The organism is Desulfosarcina sp., assembly GCF_033791525.1.
Classification (GTDB): domain Bacteria; phylum Desulfobacterota; class Desulfobacteria; order Desulfobacterales; family Desulfosarcinaceae; genus Desulfosarcina.
Map to the genome: position 1 here is coordinate 1 of NZ_JASJGN010000148.1, position 8,495 is coordinate 8,495.

At 53.0% G+C, this 8,495-nt stretch carries 9 protein-coding genes; 4 read left to right on the forward strand and 5 right to left on the reverse strand.

The features are described 5' to 3' along the window. Nucleotides 1-100 precede the first annotated feature (100 nt). The 4 genes from QNK41_RS06815 to QNK41_RS06830 all read right to left on the reverse strand — a co-directional run bounded on the left by QNK41_RS06815 (nt 101) and on the right by QNK41_RS06830 (nt 3,935). Nucleotides 101-421, reverse strand: a complete 321-nt coding sequence (locus tag QNK41_RS06815) for a cytosine permease (RefSeq protein WP_319255083.1) — start codon at nt 419-421, stop codon at nt 101-103. Between the two features lie 2 nt (nt 422-423). After that, nucleotides 424-1,296: a UTP--glucose-1-phosphate uridylyltransferase GalU gene (galU, locus tag QNK41_RS06820; protein ID WP_319255086.1), complete on the reverse strand. Its 873-nt coding sequence runs from the start codon at nt 1,294-1,296 to the stop codon at nt 424-426. Between the two features lie 334 nt (nt 1,297-1,630). Then, a complete protein-coding gene (locus tag QNK41_RS06825) occupies nt 1,631-2,692 on the reverse strand; it encodes a branched-chain amino acid aminotransferase (protein ID WP_319255088.1) in 1,062 nt (353 codons plus the stop codon). Between the two features lie 145 nt (nt 2,693-2,837). Then, nucleotides 2,838-3,935: a sn-glycerol-3-phosphate ABC transporter ATP-binding protein UgpC gene (locus QNK41_RS06830; RefSeq protein WP_319255090.1), complete on the reverse strand. Its 1,098-nt coding sequence runs from the start codon at nt 3,933-3,935 to the stop codon at nt 2,838-2,840. A gap of 250 nt (nt 3,936-4,185) precedes the next feature. Here QNK41_RS06830 and ugpB point away from each other — a divergent pair, with 250 nt between their 5' ends. The 3 genes from ugpB to QNK41_RS06845 all read left to right on the forward strand — a co-directional run bounded on the left by ugpB (nt 4,186) and on the right by QNK41_RS06845 (nt 7,488). After that, nucleotides 4,186-5,508 carry a sn-glycerol-3-phosphate ABC transporter substrate-binding protein UgpB gene (gene ugpB, locus QNK41_RS06835; RefSeq protein ID WP_319255092.1) on the forward strand — a complete coding sequence of 441 codons (1,323 nt, stop codon included), beginning with the start codon at nt 4,186-4,188 and terminating at the stop codon, nt 5,506-5,508. 159 nt (nt 5,509-5,667) lie between these two features. Continuing rightward, complete coding sequence (gene ugpA, locus QNK41_RS06840) at nt 5,668-6,558, forward strand: sn-glycerol-3-phosphate ABC transporter permease UgpA (RefSeq protein WP_319255094.1); 891 nt, start codon at nt 5,668-5,670, stop codon at nt 6,556-6,558. A 9-nt stretch (nt 6,559-6,567) separates the two neighbouring features. Beyond that, nucleotides 6,568-7,488, forward strand: a complete 921-nt coding sequence (locus tag QNK41_RS06845; RefSeq protein ID WP_319255096.1) for an ABC transporter permease subunit — start codon at nt 6,568-6,570, stop codon at nt 7,486-7,488. A 271-nt stretch (nt 7,489-7,759) separates the two neighbouring features. On the opposite strand, the gene QNK41_RS06850 is transcribed toward QNK41_RS06845, so the two are convergent. Then, nucleotides 7,760-7,921 (reverse strand): hypothetical protein, encoded by a 162-nt coding sequence (locus tag QNK41_RS06850; protein ID WP_319255098.1) that lies wholly within the window; start codon nt 7,919-7,921, stop codon nt 7,760-7,762. A 234-nt stretch (nt 7,922-8,155) separates the two neighbouring features. Between QNK41_RS06850 and QNK41_RS06855 the strand changes: the two genes are divergently transcribed. Next, nucleotides 8,156-8,495 (forward strand): PAS domain S-box protein (locus QNK41_RS06855; protein ID WP_319255100.1); only part of this gene is annotated, 340 nt, incomplete at its 3' end.

The following is an 8,495-nucleotide window of genomic DNA, read 5'->3' on the forward strand; positions in this document are numbered from 1 at the left end:
AGCAGGGTTCCCATGCCGATCAAGACGATCCAGAACTGGTTGGAAGCCAGCATCCCTCCGAAGGGGGCTCCCAGCATGGCGCCGGCCCGACCGCCGATGATCAGCATGATGGATGCCAGCCGATGAGCTGGATGATGTTCAACACTGCCGGCAAATTGGAACCGCGGATACCAAAGGCGGGCCGTACCGAGACCATGGAGATGATCCCGTATTGTGAGCCGATTATACCCCCCAAGCCCATAAAGGTGTTGCCAATAACGTGGCCTAATATGATCGCCCAAAAGCCGGCCCAAAAGCCCATGGGGGCCAGAAAGCCGCCGGCCCAGATTTCGGCCAGGGAAATCGCCACCCCGGCCCAGAGGAGAAAATAATCGAAGCCGTTTAGATTTCTTTCCGAGGCCGGTATCGGCTTAATATCCATCTTTAATATTTATCAATCAGATTGCGTATAAAGGGCAGCAGACGTTCCCGCAAGTCCGGCCGGTCAAAAGAAAATGCAAGGTTGGCCATCTGAAAGCCGGCCTTGTTGCCGCAATCGAAACGGGTTCCCTGATAGCGGTAGCCATAGATATCCTGGGTCTTGAGCAGCCGGGCCATGGCATCGGTGATCTGGATTTCACCGCCGGCGCCCGTCTCTTTGCCTTGAAGGATGGTGAAAATTTCCGGAGTCAGAATGTATCGGCCGATGATGGCCAGGTTCGAGGGTGCCTCTTCCGGTTTCGGTTTTTCCACCAAACCGCGAATTTTCGTGATGCTGTTGACCAGCGGGTCAGCATCCAGGATGCCATACTTGCTGGTCTCCTTCGGGTCCACTTCAACGACTGAAACGATTGAGGACTGCAGCTCATCGAACTTCTCCATCATCTGTTTCAGCACCGGTTTCTCCGCTTGGATTAAGTCGTCCGCCAGCAGAACCGCAAAGGGTTCGTTGCCCACGATGTTCCTGGCACACCAGATGGCATGGCCCAGTCCCAGGGGTTGGTTCTGGCGGGTGTAGATAATGGAGCCGGGTTCGGGGATCAGGGCGTGAATCATTTTCAGCTGCGCGTCCTTGCCCCGGGCCATGAGCATGTGCTCCAGTTCACAGGAGTGGTCGAAATGGTTCTCGATGGCGGTTTTCCCGGCACCGGTAACGAAAATGATCTCCTTGATGCCGGAGGCATAGGCCTCTTCCACGGCATATTGGACCAGGGGTTTGTCCACGATCGGCAGCATCTCTTTGGCCATGGCCTTGGTGGCCGGCAGAAACCGGGTACCTAGACCGGCGACGGGGAAAACGGCTTTTCTGACTTTCATGAAACCTCCGCGGCTAAAATTGATTACCGTTGGGATATTGGTGAAACAGAATGAGTCCTCTGACCTTCAACCTAACCCGGGACACTGGAAACAACAGAATGCAACCACCTAATTTTAAATAACAAAATACAAATAACAAATCTCAAATAAATTCCAAATTACAATATCCAAATCTCAAATAAGGGCAGAAAGCAACTGATTGTTATTTTGATCTATCCAATATTGATGATTGGAATGCTCTCTCCTCAAGAGCATATGGTTTGGATTTTTGAATTTGGATATTGTGTTTTATTTGTCATTTGGTTTTTGGGTATTGTGATTTACCTACTACCCCTCAGACTGGTTCCACCCAGCCCGAAGGGTCTTCGATGGTGCCGTACTGAATCTCCTGGATGGATTGGAAAAACTTGTGGGCCAGGGGACCGACCCGGCCGTCGCCGACGGTGATAACCGTATCCTCGTACTTAAGCTCGCCCACCGGAGAAATGACCGCTGCGGTGCCGGAACCGAAGATTTCCTTCAACTGCCCCGACGTGTGGGCGGCCATCACTTCGTCGATACTGATTTTTCTTTCGGACACCGTCATGCCCCATGATTTGCCCAGTTCGAGCACCGAATCGCGGGTGATACCGGGCAGGATGCTGCCTGAAAGCATGGGCGTAACCAGTTCGTCGCCGATGACGAAAAAGATGTTCATGGCACCGACCTCTTCCACATACTTCTGCTCCACGCCGTCCAGCCACAGCACCTGGGTGTAGCCGGCCTTGTGGGCCTTATCGCCGGCAAGCAGGCTGGCGGCATAGTTGCCCAGGGTCTTGGTGTCACCCACACCGCCGCGAACCGCCCGCACATGCTCCTTGGTGACCATGATCTTCACCGGGTTGAACCCTTCGGCGTAGTAGGCTCCCACCGGGCTGAGAATAATGAAGAACCGGTAGGTAAAAGAGGCCCGGACGCCCAGGAAGGGGTCGGTGGCGATGATGGTTGGCCGGATGTATAGCGAGGTCCCCGGAGCGCTGGGTATCCAGTCTTTTTCGACGGTGAGCAGCTGCTTGAGGGCCTTCAGGGCAAAGGCTTCGTCGATTTCGGGGATGCAGAGCTTGCGGTTGGACGCATTGAGGCGCCTGAAGTTTTCCTGGGGGCGAAACAGTTGAACGCCCCCTTGCTGGTTGCGGTAGGCCTTCATGCCTTCGAAGACCCCTTGACCATAGTGGAGGACCATGGTGGATGGCTCCATCACCAGGGGTGCGTAAGGCTCGATGCGGGGATTGTACCATCCTTTTTCAACGCTGTAGTCCATGTTGAACATGTGATCGGTGAAGATTGTGCCGAACCCCAGCTTGTTTTCATCCGGTTTGGCTTTCAGCGGCTCGGCTTTTTTGATTGTGACTTGCATGATGGGTCCTCCTCGGTGAATAAGACGGTCTCGGTCCGGTGCCCGGATCAAGGAAACTAAAATAAATTAGAACAGTTCAGGAAAAGTAAAGACGGACAGACAGACCCGTTATAGGTACACTTATTTTACCCATGAATCAAGGCAATCAATACATCGAGTGAGTGGTGCCGGCATCGAACAGATGCAGATGATTCAGGTTCATGGCCATGCGCAGTTGCTGGCCTGCTTTAAAGATTCTATGGCCTTCACTTTTGGCTATGAATGTGACGCCATTAAAATCCATGTGCATGTGGGTTTCACCACCCAGCGGCTCGACCACCTCTACCGTGCCGTCCACCTTCCATTCCTCGGGAAAGTGGCTGTTGCCGTTGTCCACGGTAAAATCTTCGGTGCGCAGGCCCATGATCACATCAGTCTCCGCCCGGACCATCATGCCTGTCTTTTCGGGGATGGGTACGTTGAGCTGGTCGTTGAGGCGAACCATCAGGCGTTCGTTGCTTTTAACGATGCGGGCGGGCACCAGGTTCATGGGTGGACTGCCGATAAAGCCGGCCACGAAGGTGTTGGCCGGGTTCTGAAACAGCTCGATGGGTTGACCCACCTGCTCGATGTTGCCGTCGCGCATTACTACGATACGGTTGGCCAGAGTCATGGCCTCCACCTGGTCGTGGGTGACGTAGATAATCGTGGACTGGACCTTCTGGTGCAGCCGTTTGATTTCCGTTCGCATCTGGGTTCTCAGTTTGGCGTCCAGATTGGACAGGGGCTCGTCGAATAGAAATACCGATGGCTTGCGCACGATGGCCCGGCCCATGGCCACCCGTTGCCGCTGACCGCCGGAGAGCTCGTGGGGTTTGCGGTGCAGCAGTTCTTCCAGGCCCAGGATAGCGGCCGCTTCGTTGACCCTTTGGAGGATTTCCGCCTTGGGGGTTTTGCTCAACTTCAGCCCGAAGCTCATGTTGCCGAAGACGTTCATGTGGGGGTATAGGGCGTAGTTTTGGAATACCATGGCCACGTCCCGGTCCTTGGGGGCCACGTCGTTGACGATGCGGTCACCGATGCTGACCGTGCCCAATGTGATTTTCTCCAGCCCGGCTACCATGCGCAGCACGGTGGATTTACCACAGCCGGAGGGGCCCACCAGGACCACGAACTCCTTGTCTGTGATGTCCAGGCTGATGCCGTGGACCACTTCTGTTTTGCCGAATCGTTTAACGATGTCCTTGATTATGACCTGTGCCATGGAACCCCTGTTCTGGATGGTTAGTTTGCGTAGTGAAAAATGAGCACGCTTTTCCGGTTCAAGTCAAGCACTCTTTGCACAGATGCGGTATTTTCCCAGATCCTTGGTGCTGTTCATCAATGTATCGACCTTTTAATAAATGCTTGACTCGTGGGTGTGAACCCATTACTCTTATTTTATATCGAGCGGATCTATCTTCTTTTCTATCTATTTTCAAACCGTTACATACAATCAGGAGGAGCGTGCAGCCATGATGAAAAAACTCATGATGTTGATGGTATTGGTGATTCTGGCGGTTTTCGCTGCCGATCAGGTTTTTGCGAAACCTATTGAAATTCAATGGTGGCACGCCATGCGGGGTGCTCGGGGCGAAACCCTGAAAAAGATCGTGGATGCCTTTAACGCATCCCAGAAAGACTATGTGGTGGTGGAAACCAACAAGGGCAATTACGACGAGACGGTCAATGCCGGCGTGGCCGCCTATCGAGCCAAAAAGCATCCCCATATCCTGCAGTCTTTCGAAGTAGGCACGCTCACCATGATGCTCTCCGGGGCCATCTATCCGGTCTACAAGCTCATGGCCGATCAGGGCTACACAATCGACTGGTCCAGTTACCTGCAGCCGGTTCTTTCATACTATGTGGACGAAAACGAGAACCTGCTTTCCATGCCGTTCAACTCGTCTACACCGGTCATGTACTACAACGTGGACCTGTTCAAAAAGGCCGGTATCGACCTGCCCTCCAAGACCGAACCGCTGACTTGGGACCAGATGGGCGATATTACCGCTAAACTCATCGCCTCCGGAGTGAAAAAAGGCATGGTTACCTCCTGGCAGTCCTGGACCCAGGTGGAAAACTACAGCGCTGTGCACGACCTGGCATTTGCGTCCAAGGCCAACGGTTACGAGGGCCTGGACACTGAACTGCTGATTAACAATGCCCAGGTGGTCAACCACCTCACCCGGCTTAAATCCTGGATGGCGGACAACCGCTTTTCCTACGAAGGTCAGAAATACCAGGGACCCCAGGCCGCTTTTGTCGGCGGGGACGCAGCCATTTTGATGGAATCCATCAGCGGCATCGGCAATGTCAAGAAAAATGCCAAATTCGCCTGGGATCTGGCCCCGCTGCCGGTAGAAGCAAGCATGAAGGCGCCCCAAAACAGCATCATCGGCGGTGCCTCCCTTTGGGTCATGACGGGTCATCCCAAAAAAGACTACAAGGGCGTGGCCGCTTTCATGGATTTTCTGGCACAGAACGACATGCAGGAGCTGTGGCACATGGAGACCGGCTATTTCCCTATTACCATCACGGCCTATGAGGACTTGAAGAAAAAGGGCTATTTCGAGGAAAATCCCTACCAGGAGGTCGGAATCCTGCAGATGACCCGCCGTAAGCCGACGAAGAACTCCAGGGGGCTGCGCCTGGGCTATTTTGTCCAGATCCGCAATATCATCAACGAAGAGATGGAGCTGCTCTGGAACGGCTCCAAGACGCCGCAGCAGGCCATGGACGCCGCGGTATCCAGAAGCAACGACAAGCTGCGTGAATTTGAGAAAACCTACAAGTAGACATTCCAAAAAACAGCGGTATACTCCTTACGGTGCGCCGGTTGATGCGCGATATCATGCGCCGGTGCACCGTAAGACCCTTAATCCTTCTATTTAAATTTTGGTACTTGCGATTTATTTTTTCCGCGGCACATACACCGGCACCGACCACCCCAAGCCATGATCAAACGATCCCATTTCAAATCCAAGACCCTGGGCTATCTGCTAATCCTGCCGCAGATCCTGGTCACCCTGATCTTCTTTTACTGGCCGGCCGTGCAGGGCCTGCTCCAGTCGGTCATGCTCAGCGATCCCTTCGGCCAGCGCAGCCAGTTCGTCTGGTTCTACAATTTTATCAATATCTTTACCGACCCCCTGTACCTTAAATCTATCGGGATCACCCTCGGATTCAGCCTGGCCACGGCCATCACCAGCATCGCCTTTGGCCTGTTCATCGCCTCGCTGGCCAACCGGGCCCTGCGGGCCAAGGCCCTGATCCGCACCATGCTGATCTGGCCCTACGCCGTGGCGCCCGCTATTTCGGGCATCCTCTGGCTTTTCCTGCTGCACCCGTCATTTGGTGTGCTGGCCTTTTTTATCCAGGACCGGCTGGGCATCGACTGGAACCCCATGCTCAGCGGCACCGACGCGCTAATCCTGGTGGTGATGGCCAGCGCCTGGAAAGAGATCAGTTACAACTTCGTTTTTTTCATGGCCGGGCTGCAGGCGGTTCCCCATTCGCTCATCGAAGCGGCGTCCATGGACGGCGCCGGGCCGTTCAGACGCTTCTGGACGATCACGTTCCCGCTGCTCTCGCCCACTTTCTTTTTCCTGATGGTCATGAATATTATCTACGCCTTTTTCGAGACTTTCGGGGTGATCCACACGGTTACCCAGGGCGGACCCGGCGGCGCCACCAACACCCTGGTGTACAAGGTTTACCAGGACGGCTTTATCGGCCTGAATTTAGGGTCCTCCGCGGCGCAGTCCGTGGTGCTCATGATCCTGATCGTCACCATCACTGTGCTTCAGTTTCGCTTTGTGGAGCGCAAAGTTCACTATACGGTGTAATGGCTTTTCATGGTTGAACGAACCCCTATACTCGACGCGCTGACTTACGGATTTCTGATGCTGGGCATCTGCATCGTGGGTTTTCCGATTTTCTATACCTTGGTGGCAGCATCTCTGCCTTTAGAAGAGGTTGCCAAGGTGCCCATGCCGCTGATCCCCGGAGACCAGTTCTGGGTGAACATCAACACAGCCTGGGAGAAAGGCAATCTGGGGCAGCAGCTGATGAACTCGTTCATCATGGCCTCGGGCATCACCATCGGCAAGATCGTCGTCTCCATGTTGGGTGCCTTCTCCATTGTCTACTTCGACTACCGCTTCCGCAAGGTGGCCTTTGCCACTGTCTTCTGCACCCTGATGCTGCCGGTGGAGGTGCGTATCCTGCCCACCTACGAGATTGCAGCCAACATCTTCGGTCCCCTGCAGTGGTTTGTCGACACCGTGCATCTCAACAGCCTGATTCAGTGGTGGGTGGGCAACGATTTTGAAATCGCCTTGGAGTGGAGCCTGCTGGACAGCTACACGGGCCTGATTCTTCCCCTGGTGGCCTCGGCCACCTGCACCTTTCTGTTCAGGCAGTTTTTTCTGACCGTGCCCGAGGAGCTGTGCGAAGCCGCCAAGCTGGACGGCGCCTCGGCCATGATGTTTTTCCGCAAGATCCTGCTGCCGCTTTCCTTGACGAACATTGCCGCGCTGGTGGTCATCGAGTTCGTCTACGGCTGGAACCAGTACCTGTGGCCGCTTCTCATCACCACCAATCCGGACATGACCACCGCCGTTATCGGCCTTCAGCACCTGATTCCGCAAGCGGACGACATACCCTACTGGAACGTCGCCATGGCCGGTTCACTGCTGGTGATGATGCCACCCATCCTGGTGGTGCTGATGATGCAGCGCTGGTTTGTGAAGGGGTTGGTAGAGCGGGAAAAATAAGATGCTTGAGGTAATTTCAAAACGTCCCATTACGGCCAATATCGGCGTTGGGCTCACATTTCAATCCTCGACATACCACATGTATGCCTGCGGTTGAAATGATCACCCGCCTTCATCTTGACCGAACTGCAGCGTTTTGAAACAGGTGACCCAGCTGGTATAGTTTCTCCCCTTCTATTCAAAAAAGGCCAACCACCAGATGTTGGGGTTGGCCTTCTATTTCTTGGTGCTTTAAATAAATCCTATCTACTTAAGCGTTTAGAACGATTTCTTAGTCTCCATCAACTTGGTTGCCTTGTGCATCACTCCCATCTCCAAATCCATCTCCAATCTCATGTTGAACCTTGCCGCCACCCGCCCATACCGGGGATACTGCCGCCACACTCACCAAAAGGGCCAAAGAAAGCAACACTGCAAACAATTTTTTCATCATTACCTCCATGCATTGAAATAAGATTATGGGGTACTTCTGTTCTCCGGACAGCTATAGGTGTTTTGCTAAGCAATACGCATGCCCAAAAAAAAATTAACGGTATGTTTTTTCAACCATCTATAATAATGACAAAAAATATATTTACCAGCAATGTTCACAATTTAGTCCTTGCCTAAAATGTACATACTGTATAATCAATATGTTTAAACGATATGTCAATGCATGAGGCCATCGATGGAAATTGAAACGACAGAATTTGAACTCATAGAAAATTGGGATAAGATCCTTAATCTTCTCAATGACGGTTTAATGATAGTCAGGCCAGACGGATCAATCTTTCATATAAACCGTGCCATGGAAAAGATCCTTGGATACAAACGGTCTGAAATTGTAGGCAGGCCCTGCCTGATGTTAAATTGTGATGCCTGTGAACCCCTGATGTCCAAGGTGCCGGGAACATGGTGCACACTTTTCGATGAGGGCAAAGACATTCAAAAAGAATGTCTGGTGGTCAAAAAAGACGGATCTTATGCCTCAGTTATCAAAAAGGCATCACTTCTTTATAAATCAACGG